19 protein-coding genes are annotated in these 23,902 nt (G+C 70.9%); 16 read left to right on the top strand and 3 right to left on the bottom strand.

The genetic code is table 11. The annotated features are described in order from the left end of the window. Positions 1 to 10 precede the first annotated feature (10 nt). The 13 genes from AW27_RS13605 to nuoN are packed head-to-tail and all read left to right on the top strand — an operon-like array spanning position 11 to position 15,492. The gene (locus AW27_RS13605) at positions 11 to 565 is read left to right on the top strand and encodes a NuoB/complex I 20 kDa subunit family protein (protein ID WP_030028258.1); all 555 of its coding nucleotides are present in this window, start codon (positions 11 to 13) and stop codon (positions 563 to 565) included. After that, entirely contained in the window at positions 562 to 1,308 is a 747-nt protein-coding gene (locus AW27_RS13600) for an NADH-quinone oxidoreductase subunit C (protein ID WP_078556095.1), read from the top strand. Before AW27_RS13605 ends, AW27_RS13600 begins: the two co-directional genes overlap by 4 nt. Further along, a complete protein-coding gene (locus AW27_RS13595; RefSeq protein ID WP_037918832.1) occupies positions 1,308 to 2,633 on the top strand; it encodes an NADH-quinone oxidoreductase subunit D in 1,326 nt (441 codons plus the stop codon). Before AW27_RS13600 ends, AW27_RS13595 begins: the two co-directional genes overlap by 1 nt. Then, positions 2,630 to 3,385, top strand: a complete 756-nt coding sequence (gene nuoE, locus AW27_RS13590) for an NADH-quinone oxidoreductase subunit NuoE (protein WP_078556097.1) — start codon at positions 2,630 to 2,632, stop codon at positions 3,383 to 3,385. Before AW27_RS13595 ends, nuoE begins: the two co-directional genes overlap by 4 nt. Further along, positions 3,385 to 4,761: an NADH-quinone oxidoreductase subunit NuoF gene (nuoF, locus tag AW27_RS13585; protein WP_037918835.1), complete on the top strand. Its 1,377-nt coding sequence runs from the start codon at positions 3,385 to 3,387 to the stop codon at positions 4,759 to 4,761. The genes nuoE and nuoF overlap by 1 nt, the downstream gene beginning before the upstream one ends. Beyond that, positions 4,758 to 7,262, top strand: a complete 2,505-nt coding sequence (locus AW27_RS13580) for an NADH-quinone oxidoreductase subunit G (RefSeq protein ID WP_037918837.1) — start codon at positions 4,758 to 4,760, stop codon at positions 7,260 to 7,262. Before nuoF ends, AW27_RS13580 begins: the two co-directional genes overlap by 4 nt. After that, positions 7,259 to 8,623: an NADH-quinone oxidoreductase subunit NuoH gene (nuoH, locus tag AW27_RS13575; RefSeq protein ID WP_037918839.1), complete on the top strand. Its 1,365-nt coding sequence runs from the start codon at positions 7,259 to 7,261 to the stop codon at positions 8,621 to 8,623. The genes AW27_RS13580 and nuoH overlap by 4 nt, the downstream gene beginning before the upstream one ends. After that, the gene (gene nuoI / locus AW27_RS13570) at positions 8,616 to 9,218 is read left to right on the top strand and encodes an NADH-quinone oxidoreductase subunit NuoI (protein ID WP_037918840.1); all 603 of its coding nucleotides are present in this window, start codon (positions 8,616 to 8,618) and stop codon (positions 9,216 to 9,218) included. The genes nuoH and nuoI overlap by 8 nt, the downstream gene beginning before the upstream one ends. Next, entirely contained in the window at positions 9,215 to 10,021 is an 807-nt protein-coding gene (locus AW27_RS13565; RefSeq protein WP_037918842.1) for an NADH-quinone oxidoreductase subunit J, read from the top strand. Before nuoI ends, AW27_RS13565 begins: the two co-directional genes overlap by 4 nt. Next, positions 10,018 to 10,317, top strand: coding sequence for an NADH-quinone oxidoreductase subunit NuoK (nuoK, locus tag AW27_RS13560; RefSeq protein WP_030958925.1), 300 nt, complete (start codon positions 10,018 to 10,020; stop codon positions 10,315 to 10,317). The genes AW27_RS13565 and nuoK overlap by 4 nt, the downstream gene beginning before the upstream one ends. Positions 10,318 to 10,326: 9 nt before the next feature. Then, a complete protein-coding gene (gene nuoL, locus AW27_RS13555) occupies positions 10,327 to 12,222 on the top strand; it encodes an NADH-quinone oxidoreductase subunit L (protein ID WP_037918845.1) in 1,896 nt (631 codons plus the stop codon). Position 12,223: 1 nt separating this feature from the next. Further along, positions 12,224 to 13,840 (top strand): NADH-quinone oxidoreductase subunit M, encoded by a 1,617-nt coding sequence (locus AW27_RS13550; RefSeq protein WP_037918847.1) that lies wholly within the window; start codon positions 12,224 to 12,226, stop codon positions 13,838 to 13,840. A 5-nt stretch (positions 13,841 to 13,845) separates the two neighbouring features. Next, positions 13,846 to 15,492 carry an NADH-quinone oxidoreductase subunit NuoN gene (gene nuoN / locus AW27_RS13545; RefSeq protein WP_370466682.1) on the top strand — a complete coding sequence of 549 codons (1,647 nt, stop codon included), beginning with the start codon at positions 13,846 to 13,848 and terminating at the stop codon, positions 15,490 to 15,492. Between the two features lie 396 nt (positions 15,493 to 15,888). Here nuoN and AW27_RS13540 read toward each other — a convergent pair whose 3' ends face one another. Continuing rightward, positions 15,889 to 16,500 (bottom strand): hypothetical protein, encoded by a 612-nt coding sequence (locus AW27_RS13540; protein ID WP_037918850.1) that lies wholly within the window; start codon positions 16,498 to 16,500, stop codon positions 15,889 to 15,891. A 166-nt stretch (positions 16,501 to 16,666) separates the two neighbouring features. Beyond that, positions 16,667 to 17,890 (bottom strand): fumarylacetoacetase, encoded by a 1,224-nt coding sequence (gene fahA / locus AW27_RS13535; RefSeq protein ID WP_037918851.1) that lies wholly within the window; start codon positions 17,888 to 17,890, stop codon positions 16,667 to 16,669. A 390-nt stretch (positions 17,891 to 18,280) separates the two neighbouring features. On the opposite strand from fahA, the gene AW27_RS13530 reads away from it, so the two are divergent. Further along, on the top strand, positions 18,281 to 19,099 hold the full coding sequence (locus AW27_RS13530; RefSeq protein ID WP_037918852.1) for an HAD family hydrolase: 819 nt from the start codon (positions 18,281 to 18,283) through the stop codon (positions 19,097 to 19,099). 18 nt (positions 19,100 to 19,117) lie between these two features. Here the strand turns inward: AW27_RS13530 and AW27_RS13525 are convergent, their stop codons facing one another. Next, positions 19,118 to 21,124, bottom strand: a complete 2,007-nt coding sequence (locus tag AW27_RS13525) for a CocE/NonD family hydrolase (RefSeq protein ID WP_037918853.1) — start codon at positions 21,122 to 21,124, stop codon at positions 19,118 to 19,120. 231 nt (positions 21,125 to 21,355) lie between these two features. Here AW27_RS13525 and AW27_RS13520 point away from each other — a divergent pair, with 231 nt between their 5' ends. Then, positions 21,356 to 22,366, top strand: a complete 1,011-nt coding sequence (locus tag AW27_RS13520; protein WP_037918855.1) for a polyprenyl synthetase family protein — start codon at positions 21,356 to 21,358, stop codon at positions 22,364 to 22,366. 239 nt (positions 22,367 to 22,605) lie between these two features. Further along, positions 22,606 to 23,820: a LolA family protein gene (locus AW27_RS13515; protein ID WP_037918857.1), complete on the top strand. Its 1,215-nt coding sequence runs from the start codon at positions 22,606 to 22,608 to the stop codon at positions 23,818 to 23,820. The last annotated feature ends 82 nt before the right edge of the window (positions 23,821 to 23,902 follow it).

Genomic DNA, 23,902 nt, shown 5'->3' with positions numbered 1-23,902 from the left:
CTGAATTCCCATGGGACTGGAAGAGAAGCTGCCGAGCGGCTTCCTGCTGACCACCGTCGAACAGGCCGCGGGATGGGTGCGCAAGTCGTCCGTCTTTCCGGCGACGTTCGGCCTCGCCTGCTGCGCCATCGAGATGATGACGACCGGAGCGGGCCGGTACGACCTGGCCCGCTTCGGCATGGAGGTCTTCCGCGGCTCCCCGCGCCAGGCCGACCTGATGATCGTCGCCGGACGGGTCAGCCAGAAGATGGCGCCGGTGCTGCGCCAGGTGTACGACCAGATGCCCGCTCCCAAATGGGTGATCTCCATGGGGGTTTGTGCATCTTCAGGCGGAATGTTCAATAACTACGCGATCGTCCAGGGCGTCGACCACATCGTCCCGGTGGACATCTACCTCCCCGGCTGCCCGCCCCGCCCCGAGATGCTGATGGACGCGATCCTCAAGCTCCACCAGAAGATCCAGGGCGGAAAGCTCGGTGTGAACCGGGAGGAAGCGGCCCGCGAGGCGGAGGCGGCGGCCCTCAAGGCCCTCCCCACCATTGAGATGAAGGGGCTGCTCCGGTGAGCGAGACCCAAGAGCCCGACCACGGCAACGACGCCGCCGCGACCGACACGGGCGGCGGCCTGCCCGCGCCGCGCGCCCAGGGCCCCGAGGTCATCGGCGTCCGCACGGGCATGTTCGGCGCGGCGAACGGCGGTGACACCAGCGGCTACGGCGGCCTGGTCCGCACCGTGGCCCTGCCCGGCGCGTCCTCCCGCCCGTACGGCTCGTACTTCGACGAGGTGGCCGACGAGCTCGAAGGCGCCCTGGAGGAGCAGGACCTGGTACCGGAGAACGCCATCGAGAAGACCGTGGTCGACCGGGGCGAGCTCACCTTCCACATCGCCCGGGAGCACCTCGCGCGCGTCGCACGCACCCTGCGCGACGACCCCGCCCTGCGCTTCGAGCTCTGCACCGGGGTCTCCGGAGTCCACTACCCCGGGGACAAGGGCCGCGAGCTGCACGCCGTCTACCACCTGCGCTCGCTCACCCACGGCCGGATCCTGCGGCTGGAGGTGTCCGTCCCCGACAGCGACCCGCACGTCCCCTCGCTCGTCTCCGTCTATCCGACCAACGACTGGCACGAGCGCGAGGCGTACGACTTCTTCGGCCTGGTCTTCGACGGGCACCCGGCCCTCACCCGGATCATGATGCCGGACGACTGGCAGGGGTTCCCGCAGCGCAAGGACTACCCGCTCGGCGGCATCCCCGTCGAGTACAAGGGCGCCCAGATCCCGGCTCCCGACCAGCGGAGGTCGTACAGCTGATGTCCACGTCCAACCACTCCTCCGCTCGCGAGACGACCGAGGGAACCGTTTACACCGTCACCGGCGGCGACTGGGACGAGATCGTCCAGTCGGCGGCCAGGGCCGACGACGAGCGGATCGTCGTCAACATGGGTCCGCAGCACCCCTCCACCCACGGTGTGCTCCGGCTGATCCTGGAGATCGACGGCGAGACCGTCACCGAGGCCCGCTGCGGCATCGGCTACCTCCACACCGGAATCGAGAAGAACCTCGAATTCCGCAACTGGACACAGGGCACCACCTTCGTCACGCGCATGGACTACCTGACGCCGTTCTTCAACGAGACGGCGTACTGCCTCGGCGTCGAGCGACTGCTCGGCATCACCGACCAGATCCCGGACCGGGCCACCGTCGTCCGCGTCCTGCTGATGGAGCTCAACCGGCTCTCCTCCCACCTGGTGTGCATCGCCACCGGCGGCATGGAGCTGGGCGCGACCACGATCATGATCTACGGCTTCCGCGACCGCGAGCTGATCCTCGACCTCTACGAGCTGATCACCGGACTGCGCATGAACCACGCGTTCATCCGCCCCGGCGGCCTCGCGCAGGACCTCCCGCCGGGCGCCGTCGACCAGCTGCGCGAGTTCGTGAAGACCATGAAGAAGAACCTGCCGGAGTACGACAAACTCGCCACCGGCAATCCCATCTTCAAGGCCCGCATGCAGGACGTCGGCTACCTCGACCTCTCCGGCTGCATGGCCCTGGGCGCCACCGGCCCGATCCTGCGCTCCGCCGGCCTGCCGCACGACCTGCGCAAGTCGGACCCGTACTGCGGCTACGAGACCTACGAGTTCGACGTGCCGACCACCGAGACCTGCGACTCCTACGGGCGCTTCCTGATCCGCCTGGAGGAGATGCGCCAGTCGCTGCGGATCATCGAGCAGTGCCTGGAGCGGCTGGAGCCCGGACCGGTGATGGTCGCCGACAAGAAGATCGCCTGGCCGGCGCAGCTGGCCATGGGCCCCGACGGGCTCGGCAACTCGCTCGACCACATCAGGAACATCATGGGCACCTCCATGGAGGCCCTCATCCACCACTTCAAGCTGGTGACCGAGGGCTTCCGGGTGCCGGCCGGACAGGCCTACGCCGCCGTCGAGTCCCCCAAGGGCGAGCTGGGCGTCCACGTCGTCTCCGACGGCGGGACCCGCCCCTACCGGGTCCACTTCCGCGATCCGTCCTTCACCAACCTGCAGGCCATGGCCGCGATGTGCGAGGGCGGCCAGGTCGCCGACGTCATCGTCGCCGTCGCCTCCATCGACCCCGTGATGGGAGGCGTCGACCGATGACCGCCAGTCCTCAGAACCAAGGGGTCGCGCTGGGCATGCCCCAGCTGCCCGCCCCCGACTTCCCGGCGGAGGTACGGACCCGCCTCGAAGCGGACGCGAAGGAGATCATCGCCCGCTACCCGGACAGCCGCTCCGCGCTCCTCCCGCTGCTGCACCTGTGCCAGTCGCAGGAGGGCCACGTCTCCCGGACCGGGGTGCGCTTCTGCGCCGAGATGCTCGGCCTGACCACGGCCGAGGTGACCGCCGTCGCCACCTTCTACACGATGTACCGGCGCAAGCCCTCGGGCGACTACCAGGTCGGCGTCTGCACCAACACCCTGTGCGCGGTCATGGGCGGCGACGCCATCTTCGAGGAGCTCAAGGAGCACCTCGGGGTCGGCAACAACGAGACCACCGCCGACGGCAGGATCACCCTCGAACACATCGAGTGCAACGCCGCCTGCGACTACGCCCCCGTGGTGATGGTCAACTGGGAGTTCTTCGACAACCAGACCCCCGAGTCCGCCAAGGCCATGGTCGACGACCTGCTGGCCGGCCGCGAGGTCTCGCCGACCCGGGGCGCACCCCTGTGCACCTACAAGGAGACGGCCCGGATCCTGGCCGGCTTCCCGGACGAGCGCGCGGGCGCGGTCGAGGCCACCGGCGGGGCCGGCCCCGCCTCCCTGATCGGGCTGCGCATCGCCCGCGGCGAGCCCCCGCACCCCCCGATCGTCCACCCGCGCGGCGAGAGCACCACCGAGGGAGGGGAGTGATGTCCGTGTCCTCTGAACTGAGCAACGGGGGTACCTCCCGGCCGGAGGCCGGGGGAGGGACCAGCCCGGAGAAGCTCCTCGCGCCCGTCCTGTCGGCCTTCTGGGACGAACCCGAATCGTGGACGCTGGCGACCTACCGGCGCCACGAGGGCTACGAGGGCCTGCGCAAGGCCCTCGCGATGACCCCGGACGACCTCATCGCCTACGTGAAGGACTCGGGCCTGCGCGGACGCGGCGGAGCCGGCTTCCCCACCGGGATGAAGTGGCAGTTCATCCCGCAGGGCGACGGAAAGCCGCACTACCTCGTGGTCAACGCGGACGAGTCGGAGCCGGGAACCTGCAAGGACATCCCCCTCCTCTTCGCCAACCCGCACTCCCTCATCGAGGGAATGATCATCGCCTGCTACGCGATCCGCTCCCAGCACGCCTTCATCTACCTGCGCGGCGAGGTCGTACCGGTCCTGCGGCGCCTGCACGAGGCGGTGCGCGAGGCGTACGCGTCCGGATACCTCGGCAGGAACATCCTCGGCAGCGGGCTCGACCTCGACATCACGGTGCACGCGGGCGCGGGCGCGTACATCTGCGGCGAGGAGACGGCACTGCTCGACTCCCTCGAAGGCCGGCGCGGCCAGCCCCGGCTGCGACCCCCCTTCCCCGCCGTCGAGGGGCTCTACGCGTGCCCCACTGTCGTCAACAACGTCGAGTCCATCGCCTCGGTTCCCGCGATCCTGAACCGGGGCAAGGACTGGTTCAAGGCGATGGGGACGGAGAAGTCCCCCGGCTTCACCCTGTACTCGCTCTCCGGGCACGTCGCCGGACCCGGCCAGTACGAGGCCCCGCTCGGCATCACCCTGCGCCAGCTCCTCGACATGAGCGGCGGCATGCGGCCCGGGCACCGGCTGAAGTTCTGGACCCCGGGCGGATCCTCCACCCCGATGTTCACCGACGAGCACCTCGACGTCCCCCTGGACTACGAGGGCGTCGGCGCCGCCGGGTCGATGCTCGGCACCAAGGCCCTCCAGTGCTTCGACGAGACCACCTGCGTGGTGCGGGCCGTCACCCGGTGGACCGAGTTCTACGCGCACGAGTCCTGCGGCAAGTGCACTCCCTGCCGCGAAGGCACGTACTGGCTGGTCCAGCTGCTCCGCGACATCGAGGCCGGCAAGGGCGTCATGTCCGACCTCGACAAGCTGAACGACATCGCCGACAACATCAACGGCAAGTCCTTCTGCGCGCTCGGTGACGGCGCGGCCAGCCCGATCTTCTCCTCGCTGAAGTACTTCCGCGAGGAGTACGAGCAGCACATCACGGGCAAGGGCTGCCCCTTCGACCCCAGGAAGTCGACCCTCTGGGCCGACACGGAGGTGAACGCATGACCGTCACCACTACGGCCGCCTCCGGAGGGGAACCCGCCGTCCCGCCGGAGGACCTGGTCTCGCTGACCATCGACGGAGCCGAGCTCTCGGTGCCCAAGGGCACCCTCGTCATCCGCGCCGCCGAACAACTCGGCATCGAGATCCCCCGGTTCTGCGACCACCCCCTCCTTCCCCCCGCCGGCGCCTGCCGCCAGTGCATCGTCGAGGTCGAGGGCCAGCGCAAGCCGATGGCCTCCTGCACCATCACCTGCACCGACGGCATGGTCGTCAGGACCCAGCTGACCTCCGAGGTCGCCGACAAGGCCCAGCGCGGGGTGATGGAGCTGCTGCTCATCAACCACCCGCTGGACTGCCCCGTCTGCGACAAGGGCGGCGAGTGCCCGCTGCAGAACCAGGCGATGTCGCACGGCAACGCCGAGTCCCGCTTCGAGGGCAGGAAGCGGACCTACGAGAAGCCCGTCCCGATCTCCCCGCAGGTCCTGCTCGACCGGGAGCGGTGCGTCCTGTGCGCCCGCTGCACCCGCTTCTCCAACGAGATCGCAGGCGACCCGATGATCGAGCTCCTGGAGCGCGGCGCACTCCAGCAGGTCGGCATCGGCGAGGGCGATCCCTTCGAGTCGTACTTCTCCGGCAACACCATCCAGATCTGCCCGGTCGGTGCCCTCACCTCGGCCGCGTACCGGTTCCGCTCCCGCCCCTTCGACCTCGTCTCCTCCCCGAGCGTGTGCGAGCACTGCGCGGGCGGCTGCGCGACCCGTACCGACCACCGGCGCGGCAAGGTGCTGCGGCGCCTCGCCGCGGAGGACCCCGAGGTCAACGAGGAATGGGTCTGCGACAAGGGCCGCTTCGGGTTCCGCTACGCACAGCGCCCGGACCGCCTGACCACCCCGCTGGTGCGCAGCGCCGCCGGGGTCCTGGAACCGGCGAGCTGGCCCGAGGCCCTGGAGGCCGCCGCGAACGGGCTCGCCGCCGCACGCGGCCGGGCCGGAGTGCTCACCGGCGGCCGGCTCACCGTCGAGGACGCCTACGCCTACGCCAAGTTCGCCCGGGTCGTGCTCGACACCAACGACATCGACTTCCGGGCCCGCGTGCACAGCGCGGAGGAGGCCGACTTCCTGGCCGCCACCGTCGCCGGCACCGGCAAGGACCTCGACGGCGACGGCGTCACCTACACCTCGCTGGAGGCGGCGCCCGCGGTGCTGCTCGCCGGCATCGAGGCCGAGGAGGAGGCCCCCGGGGTCTTCCTGCGGCTGCGCAAGGCCCACCGCAGGTCCAAGCAGCGGACCTTCGCCCTGGCCCCCTTCGCCACCCGCGGACTTCAGAAGGCCGGCGGCACCCTCCTGGCGGCCGCTCCCGGCACCGAGCCCGACTGGCTCGACGCGCTGTCCTCGCGGACCGGCCTGGAGGCGGGCGGCGCGGAGGCCGCCGAGGCGCTGCGCGCACCGGGCGCCGTCATCGTCGTCGGAGAGCGCCTCGCCGGTGTGCCCGGTGCGCTGACCGCCGCCGTACGGGCGGCCGCCGCCACCGGGGCGAAGCTCGTGTGGATCCCGCGCCGGGCCGGGGAGCGGGCGGCCGTCGAGGCCGGCGCCCTGCCGTCCCTGCTGCCGGGCGGCCGTCCGGCCACCGACCCGCGGGCCCGCGACGAGGTCGCCACCGCCTGGGGCCTGGACGAACTCCCGCACCGCTACGGCCGCGACACCGGCCAGATCGTCGAGGCGGCGGCCACCCGGGAACTGTCCGCGTTGCTGGTCGCGGGTGTGGAGGTCACCGACCTGCCGGACCCGGCCCGCGCGCGGACCGCCCTCAAGGAGGCCTTCGTGGTCTCCCTGGAACTGCGGCCCGGCGAGGTCACCGACCACGCGGACGTGGTCCTGCCGGTCGCCGCGGTCGCCGAGAAGGCGGGCGCGTTCATCAACTGGGAAGGGCGCGTCCGGCCCTTCGAGGCCGCGCTCAAGCCCGACCAGATGACCCGCCGGCTCGCCCCGGCCGACGCCCGCGTGCTGCACATGCTGGCCGACGCCGCCGACCGGCCGATCGACCTGCCCGACGTGCACGCCGTACGCCGCGAACTGGAGCGGCTCGGCCCCTGGGAGGGCGCGCTCGCCGCCGAGCAGTCCACCGACCCGGTGCCGCTGCCCCGTCCGGGCGTCGGCGAGGCGGTCCTCGCCGGTCACCGGCTCCTGCTGGACCGGGGCCTGCTCCAGGAGGGCGACGAGGCCCTGGCCGGTACCCGGCACGAGGCCGCAGCCCGGCTGTCGGCCGCCACGGCCACCGAGACGGGCGTCAAGGAGGGCGACGTCCTCGCGGTCACCGGCCCCGCCGGCACGGTGGAACTCCCGCTCCGGATCGCCGAGATGCCCGACCGCGTCGTCTGGCTCCCGCTGAACTCCACCGGCTCCGGCGTCCTCGCCGACGCCGGAGCCCGCCCGGGCACCCTCGTACGCATCGGCCCGGCGACCCCGGCCGGCGCAGGCGACACCACTGCGGAGGTGGGCGCGTGAACACCGTTCAACTCGCTGCCGAGGACCTGTCCCTCTTCGGACGGGACGTCTGGTGGCTCGTCGTCGTCAAGGCGGTGTTCTGCTTCGCCTTCCTGATGGTGACGGTGCTGTTCTCCATCGTGTGGGAGCGCAAGGTCGTCGCCTGGATGCAGCTGCGCATCGGCCCCAACCGGCACGGCCCCTGGGGCATGCTCCAGTCGCTCGCCGACGGCGTGAAGCTGATGCTCAAGGAAGACATCGTCGTCAAGCGGGCCGACAAGGTGGTGTACGTCCTGGCCCCGATCATCGCGGCGATCCCGGCCTTCATGGCCATCGCGGTGATCCCCTTCGGACCGGCCGGCAACGAGGTCTCCATCTTCGGGCAGCGCACCTCGATGCAGCTGACCGACCTGCCCATCGCGATGCTCTACATCCTCGCGGTGGCCTCCGTCGGCATCTACGGCATCGTCCTCGCCGGCTGGTCCTCCGGCTCCACCTACCCGCTCCTCGGCGGCCTGCGCTCCTGCGCGCAGATGATCTCCTACGAGATCGCGATGGGTGCGGCCTTCGCCTCGGTCTTCCTCTACTCCGGGTCGATGTCGACCTCGGCGATCGTGGAGGCCCAGCAGGACCGCTGGTTCATCGTGCTGCTGCCGGTGTCCTTCATCATCTACGTCGTCACGATGGTCGGCGAGACCAACCGCGCCCCCTTCGACATGCCGGAGTCCGAGGGCGACCTGGTCGGCGGTTTCAACACCGAATACTCGTCCATCAAGTTCGCGCTGTTCATGCTCGCCGAGTACGTCAACATGGTCACCGTCTCGGCGGTCTCGGTCACGCTGTTCCTCGGCGGCTGGCGGGCCCCGTACCCGATCAGCACCTTCTGGGAGGGCGCCAACCACGGCTGGTGGCCGCTCCTCTGGTTCGTCCTCAAGGTGCAGCTGCTCCTCTTCTTCTTCATCTGGCTGCGCGGCACGCTGCCCCGCGTGCGCTACGACCAGCTGATGAAGCTCGGCTGGAAGGTCCTGATCCCGGTCTCCGTGGTCTGGCTGATGATGGTCGCCACCGTCCGGGCCCTGCGCAACGAGAACTACGCGATGGCGGACATCGCCCTCTACGTCGGCGGCGCCGTCGTGGCGATCCTGCTGCTCTCCTTCGTCGCGGACGTCTTCCGCGACAAGCGCGAGAAGGCGGCGGCCGCGGACGCCGGCCGGGACACCGCGCCCTTCGATCCGCTGGCGGGCGGGTTCCCCGTACCGCCCAAGCCCGGCCAGCACCTGGCACCCGTACCGCGCAGGCGGCCCCGCAACGAGCGCGAGCTGATCGTCAGTGGCGGCGCGAACACCGACAGTGACCGAGAGGAGGGTGCTGAGAATGTCTGACGAGAAGTGGCAGAATCCGGTGGCCGGCTTCGGCGTGACCTTCAAGGCCATGTTCAAGAAGCGCCTCACCGAGCAGTACCCGGAGCAGCAGAAGACGACCGCCCCGCGCTTCCACGGACGGCACCAGCTCAACCGGCACCCCGACGGTCTGGAGAAGTGCATCGGGTGCGAGCTGTGCGCCTGGGCCTGCCCCGCCGACGCCATCTACGTGGAGGGTGCGGACAACACCGAGGAGGAGCGCTACTCCCCGGGTGAGCGGTACGGCAGGGTCTACCAGATCAACTACGCCCGCTGCATCCTGTGCGGGCTGTGCGTCGAGGCGTGCCCGACCCGGGCGCTGACCATGACGAACGAGTTCGAACTGGCCGATGCCAGCCGCGAGTCCCTCATCTACACCAAGGAGCAGCTGCTCGCCGGCCTCACCGAGGGCATGGTCGAGGCGCCGCACTCGATCTTCCCCGGTACCGACGAGCAGGACTACTACCGCGGACTGGTGACGGGCGCCGCCCCGGGCACGGTCCGGCAGGTCGCGGTCTCCAAGGGCGAGGAGCCGGCCGGCTCCGACGACGGGAACACCGCGGAGGTGGGGGCATGAGCGCCATCGCCGCGACCGTCACCTCCACCGGTGAGGCCGTGCAGTTCTGGGTCCTCGGCACCGTCGCCGTCATCGGTGCGCTGGCCACGATCCTGATGAAGAAGGCCGTGCACAGCGCACTCAGCCTCGCCGGGACGATGATCATCCTGGCGGTCTTCTACCTCGCCAACGGGGCGTACTTCCTGGGCGTCGTCCAGGTCATCGTCTACACCGGCGCGATCATGATGCTCTTCCTCTTCGTGGTCATGCTCGTCGGCGTCACCGCCGCCGACTCCCTGAAGGAGACCATCAAGGGGCAGCGCTGGCTGGCCCTCCTGTGCGGCCTCGGCTTCGGCATCCTGCTGTGCGCCGGCATCGGCCACGCCGGGCTGGGCCACTTCAACGGGCTCGGCCGGATCAACTCCGCCGGGCACGTCGAGGGCCTCGCCCAGCTGATCTTCACCAAGTACGTGTTCGCCTTCGAGATCACCGGCGCTCTGCTGATCACCGCAGCCGTCGGCGCGATGGTGCTCACCCACCGCGAGCGCACCGAACGGGCCGCGACCCAGCGCGAGCTGGCCGAGCGCCGCGTACGCGAGGGCGTGCAGCTCCCGCCGCTGCCCGCGCCCGGGGTCTACGCCCGCCACAACGCGGTGGACGTGCCCGGCCTGCTGCCGGACGGCACCCCGTCCGAGCTCACCGTCAGCCGGACGCTGCGCGATCGCGGCCAGGTCCGCGACGTCTCCGGCGAGGCGCTCGACGACCTCAAGGCGCTGGAGCAGCGTTCGGCGGAGCGCCTCGGCCGTGAGGAGGCCTCGAAGTGAATCCGGTCAACTACCTGTACCTGGCGGCCCTGCTGTTCACGATCGGCGCCGTCGGGGTGCTGATCCGCAAGAACGCGATCGTGCTGTTCATGTGCATCGAGCTGATGCTCAACGCCTGCAACCTGGCCTTCGTCGCGTTCTCCCGGATGCACGGCAACCTCGACGGTCAGATCATCGCCTTCTTCACGATGGTCGTCGCCGCCGCCGAGGTCGTGGTCGGCCTGGCGATCATCGTGTCGCTGTTCCGTACCCGCCACTCGGCCTCGGTCGACGACGCCAGCCTGATGAAGCTGTAAGGGGTCGCTGTGGAGAACCTGATTGCGCTGCTGATCGCGGCGCCGCTGCTCGGAGCGGTGGTGCTGCTCTGCGGCGGCCGGCGCCTCGACAAGGCCGGCCACTGGATCGGCACCCTGCTCGCGGCCGTCTCCTTCGGGATCGGCGTCGCGCTCTTCGCCGACATGCTGGGGCGCAGCGCCGAGGACCGGACGCTGACCCAGAAGCTGTACACCTGGATCCCCGTCGAGGGCTTCCAGGCGGACATGGCCTTCCAGCTGGACCAGCTGTCGATGACCTTCGTCCTGCTGATCTCGGGCGTCGGCACGCTCATTCACGTGTACTCGATCGGGTACATGGAGCACGACGAGCGCCGCCGCCGCTTCTTCGGCTACCTGAACCTGTTCGTCGCGGCCATGCTGCTGCTGGTCCTCGCCGACAACTACCTGCTGCTGTACTTCGGCTGGGAGGGCGTGGGCCTCGCCTCGTACCTGCTGATCGGCTTCTGGCAGCACAAGCCCAGCGCGGCCACCGCCGCGAAGAAGGCGTTCCTGGTCAACCGCGTCGGCGACATGGGCCTGTCGATCGCGATCATGCTGATGTTCACCACCTTCGGGACCTTCGCCTTCGGGCCGGTGTTCGGCGCGGTGGGGGAGGCCTCCGAGGGCAAGCTCACCGCCATCGGCCTGATGCTGCTGCTCGCGGCCTGCGGCAAGTCGGCTCAGGTGCCGCTGCAGTCCTGGCTCGGGGACGCGATGGAGGGCCCGACCCCGGTCTCGGCCCTCATCCACGCGGCCACGATGGTGACCGCCGGCGTCTACTTGATCGTCCGCTCCGCCGCGGTCTTCAACGCCGCCCCCGACGCCCAGTTGGTGGTCACCGTCGTGGGAGCGGTCACGCTGCTCTTCGGTGCGATCGTCGGTTGCGCGAAGGACGACATCAAGAAGGCCCTGGCGGGGTCGACGATGTCGCAGATCGGCTACATGATCCTCGCCGCGGGCCTCGGCCCGATCGGCTACGTCTTCGCGATCATGCACCTGGTGACGCACGGCTTCTTCAAGGCCGGCCTCTTCCTCGGCGCCGGTTCCGTGATGCACGGGATGAACGACGAGGTCGACATGCGCAAGTACGGGGCCTTGAGGAAGTACATGCCGGTCACCTTCGTCACCTTCGGGCTCGGCTACCTGGCGATCATCGGCTTCCCGGGCCTGTCCGGCTTCTTCTCCAAGGACATGATCATCGAGGCGGCGTTCGCGAAGGGCGGCACCGAGGGCTGGATCCTCGGCGGGGTCACCCTGCTGGGCGCCGGCATCACCGCCTTCTACATGACCCGCGTCATGCTCCTCACCTTCTTCGGCGAGAAGCGCTGGCAGCCGTCCGCCGACGGCCACGAGCCGCACCCGCACGAGTCCCCGAAGTCCATGACCGTCCCGATGGTCATCCTCGCCTTCGGATCGGTCTTCGCCGGTGCCTTCTTCGAGATCGGCGAGCGTTTCCTGAAGTGGCTGGAGCCCGTCACCGGCTACGCGCACGGCAACCCGCCGGTCAGCGCCACGACGGTCACCGCGGCCACCATGGTGATGCTCCTCGCGGGCGTCGGCATCGCGTGGGCGATGTACGGCAAGCGGCCCGTCCCGGTCGTCGCCCCGCGCGGCTCCCTCCTCACCCGGGCGGCCCGCCGCGACCTGTACCAGGACGACTTCAACCACGTCGTGCTGGTGCGCGGCGGGGAGCACCTGACCCGCTCCCTCGTGTACGTCGACCACAGCCTGGTCGACGGGGTGGTCAACGGGACGGCCGCCTCGGTCGGCGGTCTCTCGGGCCGACTGCGCAGGCTGCAGAACGGCTACGCCCGCAGCTACGCGGTCTCGATGTTCGGGGGGACGGCGATCCTCATCGCCGCGACCCTGCTGATGAGGGCGGTGTGACATGAACTTCCCGCTTCTGACGGCCACGGCCGCGGTGCCCGCGGTCGGCGCGATCCTGACGGCGGCCGTCCCGGCCGCCCGCCGGACCGCCGCCAAGTGGCTCGCGCTGCTCTTCTCGCTGGCGACACTGGCCCTGGCCGTGCTCATCGCCATCCGCTTCGAACCCGGTGGCGACCGCTACCAGCTCACCGAATCCCGCCCCTGGATCGCCGACTTCGGCGTCCGCTACGAGCTGGGCGTGGACGGGATCGGCGTCGTCCTCATCGGACTCACCGCGCTCCTGATCCCCTTCGTGATCGCGGCCGGCTGGCACGACGCCGACCCGCCGGCGGAGCCGGTGAGCGGCTCCGCCACCTGGAAGCCCTCGCGCTGGCGCCCGACCCAGGGCTTCTTCGCCCTGATCCTGATGGTCGAGGCGATGGTGATCATCTCCTTCGAGGCCACCGACGTCTTCCTCTTCTACATCTTCTTCGAAGCCATGCTCATCCCGATGTACTTCCTCATCGGCGGCTTCGGGGACCGGGCCCACTCGGGCAGCGAGGAGAACGCGGCCGCGCAACGCAGTTACGCGGCGGTCAAGTTCCTCCTCTACAACCTGGTCGGCGGCCTGATCATGCTGGCCGCCGTCATCGGCCTGTACGTGGTCGCCGGGAACTTCTCGCTCCAGGAGATCACCGCCGCCCGCGCCGCGGGCACCCTGGACATGGCGACCAACACCGAGCGGCTGCTGTTCCTCGGCTTCTTCTTCGCCTTCGCGGTGAAGGCCCCGCTGTGGCCGCTGCACACCTGGCTGCCGAACGCGATGGGCGAGGCCACCGCCCCCGTTGCCGTGCTGATCACCGCGGTCGTCGACAAGGTCGGCACCTTCGCGATGCTCCGCTTCTGTCTCGGACTCTTCCCCGACGCCAGCAAGTGGGCCACGCCGGTGATCCTCGTCCTGGCCCTGATCAGCATCGTCTACGGGGCGCTGGTGGCCGTCGGCCAGCGGGACATCAAGCGGCTGGTGGCCTACGCCTCCATCTCGCACTTCGGCTTCATCATCCTGGGCATCTTCGCGATGACCTCCCAGGGCCAGTCCGGCGCCACCCTCTACATGGTCAACCACGGCCTGTCGACGGCGGCGCTCATGCTGGTGGCCGGCTTCCTGATCTCGCGGCGCGGCTCGCGGCTCATCGCCGACTACGGCGGCGTCCAGAAGGTCGCCCCGGTCCTCGCCGGGACCTTCCTGATCGGCGGCCTGGCCACCCTCTCGCTGCCCGGCCTCGCGCCCTTCGTCAGCGAGTTCCTCGTCCTGGTCGGCACGTACGCCCGCTACCCGGTCGTCGGGATCATCGCCACCGTCGGCATCGTGCTGGCCGCGCTCTACACGCTGGTGCTCTACCAGCGCACGATGACCGGGCCCGTGAAGGAGGAGGTCCGCACGATGCCGGACCTGCGCCTGCGCGAAGTGCTGGTGGTCGCCCCGCTGATCGCGCTGCTGATCGGGCTCGGCGTCTACCCGAAGGTCCTCACCGACGTCGTCAACCCGGCGGTGGAGCACACCATGTCGGACGTGAAGCAGACGGACCCGAAGCCCGAGGTCGCCGTCGAAGCCAAGAACGGGGAGGAGGCGAAGTGAGCGCACTGACTTCCGCCCACAGCCTGTGGACACTGGCGGCCGACGCGCCGGCCGACCGGATCCCGGCACCGACGATCGAGTACGCGCAGCTCGCTCCCACGCTGATCGTGGTGGGCGCGGCGGTCGTCGGGATCCTCGTGGAGGCCTTCGTGCCCCGCAGGTCCCGGTACTACGTGCAGGTCTTCCTCACCCTCGCCGCGCTGGCCTCGGCCTTCGCCGCGGTGGTCGGCCTCGCGGCCGGCGGGTACGGCTCGACCAAGGCGCACATCGCCGCGATGGGCGCCATCGCCGTGGACGGTCCCGCGCTCTTCCTCCAGGGCACCATCCTGCTGGCCTCGGTCGTCGCGGTCTTCACCTTCGCCGAGCGGCGCCTGGACCCGGCCGCGCACGGCAACCGGGTGGACTCCTTCGCCGCGCAGGCGGCGTCGGTACCCGGCAGCGACAGCGAGAAGGCCGCGGTCAAGGCGGGCTTCACCACCACCGAGGTCTTCCCGCTGGCCCTGTTCGCGATCGCCGGAATGCTGATCTTCCCGGCGGCCAACGACCTGCTGACGCTGTTCATCGCCCTGGAGGTCTTCTCCCTCCCGCTGTACCTGCTCTGCGCCGTCGCCCGCCGCCAGCGGCTGATGTCGCAGGAGGCCGCGGTGAAGTACTTCCTGCTGGGTGCCTTCGCCTCCGCCTTCCTCCTCTTCGGCATCGCCCTGCTCTACGGCTACGCCGGCTCCATGTCGTACGCGGTGATCGCCGACGTGGTCGACGGCACGGTCACGACGATCGACCCGGCCCTGGCCGGCACCATGGGCAACGACGTGCTGCTGCTGATGGGCGGTGCGCTGATCCTGACGGGCCTGCTCTTCAAGGTCGGCGCGGCGCCCTTCCACATGTGGACCCCGGACGTCTACCAGGGCGCTCCCACCCCGGTCACCGGCTTCATGGCGGCGGCGACGAAGGTGGCCGCCTTCGGCGCCCTGCTGCGGCTGCTGTACGTGGTCCTGCCGGGGCTGCGCTGGGACTGGCGTCCGGTGATGTGGGGGGTGGCCATCGTCACGATGTTGGCGGGCGCGGTGATCGCCGTGACCCAGACCGACGTCAAGCGGCTGCTGGCGTACTCCTCCGTCGCGCACGCCGGCTTCATCCTGGCCGGTGTGATCGCGACGTCGGCGGAGGGCATCCAGTCCGTCCTCTTCTACCTGGCCGCCTACTCCTTCGTGACGATCGGCGCGTTCGCCGTGGTCACGCTGGTGCGCGACGCGGGCGGCGAGGCGACGCACCTGTCCAAGTGGGCCGGTCTGGGCCGGCGTTCGCCGCTGACCGCGGCCGTCTTCGCGGTGTTCCTGCTCGCCTTCGCCGGCATCCCGCTGACGTCCGGCTTCACCGGGAAGTTCGCCGTGTTCAGCGCGGCGGCGGAGGGCGGCGCGGGGCCGCTGGTCGTGATCGGTGTCCTGTCGTCCGCGATCGCCGCCTTCTTCTACATCCGCGTGATCGTCCTGATGTTCTTCAGCGAGCCGAAGGCCGACGGTCCGACGGTGGCCGTCCCCTCGCCGCTGACGATGACGACCATCGCGGTGGGCGTCGCCGTCACCCTGGTCCTGGGCCTGGCGCCGCAGTACTTCCTGGAGCTGGCGGGGCAGGCGAGCACCTTCGTCCGCTGACCGGACCGCCGCACCGACCAGGGCCCGGCCCCCCCTTCGGGGGAGCCGGGCCCTGGGCCGTGGCGGGATCCAACGCGTAGACGTGGACCACGGCGCGTCCGTCCTCGTTCTCGACCCGCCAGAAGTGGACGATCCCGGCCCTGGCGCACGTCAACGGCTTGATCGTGAACTCGCGGAAGACCTCGAAGTCGGCAGGGGCCGCCGACCGCAGCTGCCACCCGAGGGCGGGACGGGCCGACGGGGTCCCGGCTCCGGCTCAGGCTGCGGAGCTGCCGGTTCGACGCTCATCAGTGCTCCCACGGGGCAGAGTCTCGCGGGCGCGTTCGCCGTATCGCCGGAGTTCTCAGGCAGGGCCGCACTCACGAGTGAGTCATATGCCGGGGGCGCTTGACGAACCTAGTGGCCGTGCGCGTGGGCGGCCGCCGGCTTGCCCGGGGTGGGGGCCTTCTTCGGGCAGGTCAGGGCCGGGTTCCAGTTGTGGAAGCGGCCGGCCGGGTTCTCCTTGTACGCCCACAGGTGCAGGTCGTAGTGCTTGGGCATGCCGGCCCAGTGGCCCGGCATGGGGCCGTCGAAGGGCAGGCCGAACATGCTCGGCCGGTCGTCGTCGGTCTTCAGGTCCTGGTCCCGGTCGGTGGCCATCCATTCCACCGTCTCCAGCTTGCGGCGGCCGTTTCGGTCCTTCTCCCGGCTGTAGAGCAGCGCGGTGGGCCTCGCGGGGTCCTTCGAACCCCAGTTGGCCTGCTTGACGTAGTGGTAGTTCATGGCGCCCACCCCGAAGGGGTTCGTCATGCACTCCTCGCCGTGCGGGACGTACCCGTCCTTGATGGCCTCCCGCTCGTCCGCGTACTTGGCCGTCGCCGCGATCGCCGTCGCCAAGTCCCGCATGGCCTTCGCGTCGCGCGGGTCGGGCGCGGGCCCCTCGACCCCGTGGGCCGGGGCCACGGCGGTCAGGCCGAGGGCCACGGCGGCCGCGCAGGTGACGAGGGTCCTCGGGCTGAGTACGGTCATGGCGGCGGCTCCTCGCGGTGGGGGTACGGGGTACGGGTTCCCGCTTCCGGTCGTCCGTCCACCATCCCGGCCCGCCCCGCCCGCCGCACGCGGCGCGCCTCCGAACGGGGGGCTGGCCGTTCGGAGGCGCGGGGGCGCTGGGGGGCGCTGGGGGCGCGGAGGGGCGCTACGCGGCGCCCACGATGCGGCCGGTGACCTCGCCGAGGCCGACGCGCGTGCCGTCCGGGCCGGGGGCCCAGGCGGTGAGGGTGACGGTGTCGCCGTCCTCCAGGAAGGTGCGCTTGCCGTCGGCGAGCTCGATGGCGTCGCGGCCGTTCCAGGTGAGCTCCAGCAGCGAGCCGCGCTGGCCGACCTCGGGGCCGCTGACCGTGCCCGAGCCGAAGACGTCACCGGTGCGCAGGGAGGCGCCGTTGACGGTCATGTGCGCGAGCTGCTGGGCGGCGGTCCAGTACATCGTCGCGAACGGCGGCTGCGCCACCTCCTGGCCGTTGAGGGCGACGGTGATGCGCAGGTCGAAGCCGCCGGGGCGGTCGACCGCGGCGTCGTCCAGGTAGGGCAGGAGCGGGAAGTCCCGGGCGGGCGGGGCGACGCGGGCGGCGTCGAGCGCCTCCAGCGGGGTGACCCAGGCGGAGACGGAGGTGGCGAAGGACTTGCCGAGGAAGGGGCCGAGCGGTACGTACTCCCAGGCCTGGATGTCCCGCGCCGACCAGTCGTTGAGCAGGAAGAGACCGAAGACGTGGTCCTCGAACGCGCCCAGCGGGACCGGGCTGCCCTGCGCGGACGGCGTGCCGACGACGAACCCGACCTCGGCCTCGATGTCGAGCTTGACGGACGGGCCGAAGACGGGGGCCGGGTCGGCGGGCGCCTTGCGCTGCCCGGAGGGCCGCACGACGTCGGTCCCGGAGACCACGACGGTGCCGGAGCGGCCGTGGTAACCGATGGGCAGGTGCTTCCAGTTGGGCGTCAGCGCGTCGCCGTCGGGGCGGAACATCATGCCGACGTTGGTGGCGTGGTGCTCGCTGGCGTAGAAGTCGACGTAGTCGGCGACCTCGTACGGCAGGTGCAGCGTGACCCCGTCCAGGGGCAGCAGGTGGGGCTCGACGGTGGGGCGGTGGCCGGGGTCGGTGACCCAGGCGGTCAGGGCGCGCCGCACGTCGCGCCAGGCGGTGCGCCCGGCGGCCAGCAGCGGGTTGAGGGAGGGCGCGCCGAGCAGCCCGGCGTACGGGGAGCCGAGCGCGATCGCTGCCGCCCCCGCGTCCAGCACGTGCCCGCCGATGCGCACGCCGATCCGCCGGCGGTCCTCGCCGGCGGTCGAGAAGACGCCGTAGGGGAGGTTGTGCGGCCCGAACGGGTCGCCCTCGGGGACATCGAGGGGGCTCTGCTGGGGCATGGGGTACTGCCTCGCTTTCGACGCGGTCCGGGGGTGTCCCGGGAAACACCGTGCGGCACACGCTACCCAGGATCCCGTGGGAAAGCTCGGGCCCTCAGTCGGATATGAAACACACAGGGGAAGGCTGGAATGGGCAGATACCGCCAATGATGGTCCTATCTGATCTTCGAGTGCGAGTTGCCGGGTTCAGGCCGTAAGGTCGGGCGCCTGGACAAGGGTTCCGGCGCCGCGCGTCGAAGCGGGAAGGTGCCGGGCGGTGGCGGCGACCTGTCGTGCTCAGAACCGGATCGTCGACTCCGCAGTGCGTCACGTGGCCGAGGGGGCGCGTGGGAGGCCGGTTTCGCGCCCTATTTGTAGGACTTGTCCACAGGGGTCCGTATCCTTGGCGCCGTGACTTCCGCGCCTCTTCCGGCCCTCCCCTATGCCTTGATCGCCACTGACCTGGACGGGACCCTGCTGCGTGCCGGCGACGGCGTCTCGGCCCGTTCCCGCGGGGCGCTCGCGGCGGCCCGTGCCGCCGGTGCCCGGCACATCATCGTCACCGGTCGCCCCGTCCCCCAGGTGCGACACGTTTTCGACGGACTGGATTACACGGGGCTCGCGGTGTGCGCCCAGGGGGCGCAGGTGTACGACGCGGCGCGCGGCCGACTGCTGCACGCCGTTTCCATGGACCGCGAGCTGGCGGAGGTGGCCCTCGGCAAGATCGAGGCGGAGATCGGCGAGGTCTACGCGGCGGTCAACCAGGAGGGCCTGGACGCGGAGATGCTGATGGGCCCGGGCTACCGGATGTGGCACCCGCACCTGCCGACGGTCCGGGTGGCCCGGCGTTCCGACCTGTGGTCGGCACCGATCAACAAGGTGCTGCTCCAGCACCCGGAACTGGACGACGACGAGCTGACGCGGGTGGCCCGCTCGGTGGTCGGGGACCTGGTGAACGTCACGATGGCGGGCGAGCACACGGTGGAACTCCAGCCGCCGGGCATCGACAAGGCCCATGGCCTGGCCCGGGCGGCCGACGTCCTGGGCATCTGCGCCACCCGGACGATCGCCTTCGGCGACATGCCGAACGACGTCCCGATGTTCGCATGGGCGGCCTGGGGGGTGGCCATGGCCAACTCCCACCCGGAACTGGTCGCGGTGGCCGACGAGCTGACCCTGTCCAACGAGGCCGACGGCATCGCGGTGGTCCTGGAGCGGCTGTTCGGCTAACCGCCACCGCGGACCCGGTCAGCCCGCCGCGCGCGGAAGGCGGCGTTCCCACGAGCGGTGGAAGACCACCTCCTCGCCCTCCCGGCAGACCAGTTCGTCCGACGTCACGAAGCCGCCCTCGTCGCAGCGGATCTCCGAGGTGGTCTCCACTCGCGCGTCCCAGCCCCGTTCCGGCCGGTGGAGCCGGATCCGCCACTGCGAGCGGGTCCGGGCCGACAGCGGGTCCCCGTCCTGGATTTCGTACACCTCAGTGGCGTCCTCGCCGTACTCCAGGCCGTCCGGGTGGACCCGGGTGCCCCCGCAGCGCGGATCCACTTCCAGCCGCCAGGTCCCGCGCGCCACGTCCCGTACGACGAGCCGCTCCGGGCGCGGCTCGTCCAGGGTGGCCGGGAAGGAGACGCCGAGCGGCTCCGCCTGTTCCGGGAGCTCGAAGACGATCCCTTCGTCCCCGGCCGGGGAGGCCGCCCGGACCGGCAGGGTCACCGAACTGCCCGCCGGGTCCAGTGTCCAGCCGGCCTCCGACCCGGCTCGCGGCCAGATCCACGGCCAGTACGCGGAGGACACCGCGAGGCGGATCCGGTGCCCCGGCGGGAAGGCGTGGCCGATGCCGTTCAGCTCGAAGGTCACGTCCTCGTACGACCCCACCGGCCAGGGGACGGCCCGGTCCCGGCCCTGGCGGGCGGACAGGTTCAGCGCGCCCCGTGTGACCAGCGTCGAGGAGCCGTCCGGGGCGACGTCGCACAGCCGGGCCACCACCTGCCCGTACGGCACGTCGAGCCGCAGTCGCAGGGTCACCGACGGCCGGCCCAGGATCTCCACCGGCTCGCCGCCGCCCACCGGGAACTCGAAGCAGGCCGATTTCGCGTCCTCATCGCGCTGGTCCGGCGGAAGGTCGGCGTCGTTGCCGCGGGGCCGGAAGCGCCCCGCGTCCAGCCCGGTGTGCTGCGGGGAGGCCACGGTCACCGGTGCGCCCCGGAACGCGTACGGCACGGGGACCACCCCCGCCGAGGGCCAGGACCCCTCGCCGACCCAGCGTCCCGGCAGCTCCTCGTACACGGTCGCGGGCGGGTGCGCTTCGCTGATCCAGGCACGCAGCAGCGGTTCGTCCATCACGCCGTTGTCGGCCCCCTTCAGCCAGTGGTCCCACCAGCGCAGGGTCTCCTGGAGGAAGCCGATGGCCGGTCCCGGCGCCCGCCCGCGGTCCGGGTACTGGTGCGGCCAGGGTCCGATCAGGCCCCGTACGCGCGCCGACGGCAGGTGCTGGACCAGCCGCAGCACGGTGTCCCGGTAGGGGTCGTGCCAGCCGCCGACCGCGAGCACGGCCGCGTCGATCGCGCCGTAGTCCTCGCGGATGCTGCCGTGGCGCCAGTAGGCGTCGCGGGTCTGGTGCGAGAGCCAGGTGTGGATCAGCGGTTCCACCGCCTCCAGCCGCTCCAGCCACTGCCCGCGCCAGCCGTCGCCGGCGTACTGCGGGTCCGGCGGCCGCGAGGAGAGGGCCAGCAGGGCCGCCGCCCGCGCGTGCATGTCCACGGCGAGCACCGAGCCGCCCATGTAGTGCGCGTCGTTGTCGAAGCGGTCGTCGGTCGCGCAGACGGTGATGACGGCCTTCAGGGCCTCGGGGGCGAGAGCGGCCAGCTGGAGGGAGTTCAGCCCGCCCCAGGAGACCCCGAACATCCCCACCGAACCCGTGCACCATTCCTGGGCCGCCAGCCACTCCACCACCGCGACCCCGTCCGCGAGCTCACGGGCGTCGCACGCGTCGCCGGGCAGGCCGCCGCTGCACCCGTGCCCGCGCACGTCCACGCGTACGGAGGCGTAGCCGTGCCCCGCGTACCACGGGTGGCGCTGCCAGTCGCGCGGCGCGGTCCGGTCGGTGAGCCGGTGGGGGAGATACTCCAGCAGGGCCGGGACGGGTTCGCCGGTCGCCGGGCGCCAGATCCGGGCGTACAGCTCCACCCCGTCCGGGAGCGGGATCCGGACATCCTCGTGGGTGGTTCCGTACGGGAACTCGGTGCGGATGATCATCGGGTTCTGCCACCATTCGCCTCGGCCGCAGTTCTGGGCAAAACGCACTCTCCGGTTGTTCCGGCTCCTCCAGAACATACCGGTGCGCATCGGGCAGTGTGGGGAGGGTGGCCGGGAAGGCCCTCTCGGTGATCGAAAACAGACCCGATACGCTGGCTTGAGTGATGGCAGCGACACATCGACAATCCATGTGATCGTCAGCGTGATCGTCAGCAGACAGGAGTACCCCTCGTGACCGTCGTCGGGCCGTTCGGACTGAGCGTGCGGGACCAGGCTCTTGAGACCGATGTCCAGGCCGGACTGGCCGCCGTCGAGGCGGGTCTGCTGGAAGCCACCAAGAGCGAAGTCCCCTTCATCACCGAGGCCGCACAGCACCTCGTCCGGGCCGGAGGCAAGCGGTTCCGGCCGCTGCTCGTCATGCTGGCGTCCCGTTTCGGCGACCCCTACGCGCCCGGCGTCGTGCCGTCCGCCGTGGTCGTCGAGCTCACCCACCTGGCGACGCTCTACCACGACGACGTCATGGACGAGGCGGACGTGCGCCGCGGTGTGGCGAGCGCCAACGCCCGCTGGGGCAACTCGGTGGCCGTCCTCACGGGTGACTTCCTCTTCGCCCGTGCATCGCACATCCTGGCCGACCTCGGGCCGGAGGCCGTGCGCATCCAGGCCGAGGCCTTCGAGCGGCTCGTGACGGGCCAGATCCTGGAGACGGCCGGCCCGCGGGACGGCCGTGACCCCGTCGCCCACTACCTCGACGTCATCGCCGGCAAGACCGGCTCGCTGATCGCGGTCTCCGGCCGCTTCGGCGCACTGATGTCCGGCGCCGACGAGTCGGTCGTCGACATCCTGACCCAGTACGGGGAGCGCCTCGGCACCGCCTTCCAGCTCGCCGACGACGTCCTCGACATCGCCTCCGACACCCACGAGTCCGGCAAGACCCCGGGCACCGACCTGCGCGAGGGCATCCCGACGCTGCCCGTGCTCCGGCTGCGCGAGATGGCCGCGCGGGACGGCCGGCCGGAGGACCTGGAGCTCGTCGAACTGCTCGACGGCGACCTGACCGACGACGCCCGCCACGCCGAGGCGCTCACCCGACTGCGGGCGCACCCGGCCCTGGAGCAGGCCCGCCGCGACACGGTCCGCTACGCGCAGGAGGCACGGGCCACGCTCGCGCCGCTGCCCGAGTGCTTCGCGAAGGCGGCTCTGGAGGAGCTGTGCGACGCGGTGGTGCACCGCGCCGGCTGACCGCCCACGGCGGGCGGTCGCGTCCGACGGCACCGCACGGGCCCTCCGCCCGCCGACCCCTACGGGTCGGGGGAAGAGGGCCCGTTCCGTGTCATCCCACGGTCGTACGTACGGTTGCTTCCGGGGACTGACGCCCCGACGTCGCCGATTTGGTCAGATGGAGTCATCAACCCCACCAGATCGGGTGAGCGCGGCGACATGCGGATCGCCGCCGTCGACACAGAGGGCAGGGCACTGACATGGCAGCGAACACGAAGACTTCTCGCAAGGCCGCCCGGTACGCCGTACCGGTCGCGGTGGCGGGTGTCGCCGCGGCGACCGTGGCGATGGTCCCGGCCTTCGCCAACGCCGGCGGGCCCGACCTGCCCGAGGTCACGGCGCAGCAGCTGATCGAGAAGGTCGCCGCCTCGCAGGTGGAGCAGCTGTCGGGTACGGCGAGGATCAGCACCGACCTGGGCCTGCCGAAGATCGCGTCCGGCCTGTTGGGCGGCGGCGGGGTCACGGGCGGCTCCGCCGACCCGGGGGACAAGGTCGCGCAGCTGGCGAGCGGCACGCACACCCTGCGGGTCGCGGCCGACGGCGAGGACCGCCAGAAGCTCACCTTCCTGGACGGCAAGGACGAGTACAGCCTCATCCACAACGGCGACGACGTGTGGGGCTACGACTCCAAGTCCAACGAGGTCTTCCACGAGAAGGCATCCCCGTCGGACAAGACGGCCGGCAAGGGGACGGGCAAGGAGCACAAGACCGGCGACCGGCTCAACGCCTCCCCGCAGAAGCTGGCCGAGGAGATCCTCGCGGCCGCCGGTCCCACCACGGACGTGAGCGTCGGCGAGACCGCCCAGGTGGCCGGGCGGGACGCCTACCAGCTGGTGCTCAAGCCCAAGCAGGCCGGCTCGACCGTCGGATCGGTGCAGATCGCGGTGGACGCCAGGAACGGCGTGCCGCTGCGCGTGCAGCTGCTCTCGTCCCAGGGCGGCAAGCCGATCGTGGACGCCGGCTTCACCAAGGTGGACTTCGCCAAGCCGTCCGCCGACACCTTCTCCTTCACCCCGCCCAAGGGTGCCAAGGTGACCGAGGGCGTGGACGGACACGGCAAGGGTGACAAGGACGGCGCGTCCAAGGCGCTGGAGTCCTTCCCGGGCCTGGACGGACTGGTCGGCGGTCCGGCCGGCCAGGGCGACGTGAAGGTGCTCGGCGAGGGCTGGGCCACCATCGCACGGATCGATTCGGGTTCGGGCAGGAGCCTGAAGGACCTGGAGAACGACAAGAACGCCCCGAAGGAGGCCCGGCAGTTCCTCGACTCCCTCGGGGACAAGGTCAGCGGCGGCTTCGGTGAGGGCCGGGTCATGTCGACCCGCCTGTTCAACGTCCTGGTCACCGACAACGGCAAGGTCTACGCCGGCGCCGTCACCAAGGACGCGCTGGTGAAGGCGGCCGACGCCGACAAGTAGCCGTCCCGGGAGGTGCGGCCGAGGGTGGGCAGGGACTGTGTCCCTGCCCACCCTCGCGTCGTTGGTGCTGCGCGTACAGCGC

This window comes from Streptomyces sp. PCS3-D2 (assembly GCF_000612545.2).
Classification (GTDB): Bacteria; Actinomycetota; Actinomycetes; order Streptomycetales; family Streptomycetaceae; genus Streptomyces.
The sequence above is the reverse complement of the archived record's forward strand: the minus strand, read 5'-3'. Positions and strand labels throughout refer to the sequence as shown.